This is a genomic window from Streptomyces sp. 8P21H-1, from assembly GCF_013302945.1.
Genome location: NZ_JABTYA010000305.1, coordinates 498 through 1,339, shown reverse-complemented (window position 1 = coordinate 1,339; position 842 = coordinate 498). Strand labels below are relative to the sequence as shown.

Below are 842 nucleotides of genomic sequence, written 5' to 3'. Positions count from 1 at the left end.
CGCGGCGGACCTCCGGCAGGTCCCCGACCAGCGGGCTGGGCCGGGCCGCCGTCATCACAGAGGCGTACGAGCGCCAGTCCACGTCGACGACGGTGGCGTGCGGGGCGCCCTCGGCGACGGCGGCGCGCAGCGCGGCGACGGCGGTCTCCGGGGCCATGGGAGTCAGGCCGTCGTGGCTCATCCGGTCGGTGAGCACGTCCGCGGTGGCCATGCCGGCGTCGGCCCACGGGCCCCAGGCCACGGAGGTGACGGGCAGGCCCTCGGCGCGCCGCTGCTCGGCGACGGCGTCCAGGTAGGCGTTGGCGGCGGCGTAGTTGGCCTGTCCGGCGTTGCCGAGGACGCCGACGATCGACGAGAACAGCACGAACAGGGTGACCGGGTGGTCGCGGGTCAGCTCGTGCAGGTGGGCGGTGCCGGCGGTCTTCGGGCGCAGGACGGCCTCGAAGCGGTCCAGGGTGAGGGAGTCGAGGACGCCGTCGTCGAGGACACCGGCGGCGTGCACGACGCCGGTGAGGGGCAGTCCGGCGGGGAGGCCGCCCAGGAGGCGGGCGAGCTGGTCGCGGTCGGCGACGTCGCAGTCGGCGACGGTGACCCGGGTGCCGAGGCCGGTCAGCTCCTCCACCAGCTCGGGCACGCCGGGGGCGTCGGGGCCGCGGCGGCTGGTGAGGACCAGGTGCCGGGCGCCGGAGGCGGCCAGCGAGCGGGCCACGTGGGCACCGAGCGCGCCGGTGCCGCCGGTGATCAGGACGGTGTCGTGGGCGCCCCAGCCGCCGATCCCGTCGTCGTCACCGGACTGGGCGCCGGTGTCCGCGGGGGCGGTGGCGTCCGCGGGGCCGGCGGTG

The 842-nt window shown here is 77.7% G+C and carries 1 protein-coding gene; it reads right to left on the bottom strand.

The features are described from left to right. Positions 1-842: beta-ketoacyl reductase (locus HO151_RS06470; protein WP_173895135.1), on the bottom strand; the 842-nt coding region annotated here is incomplete at both ends.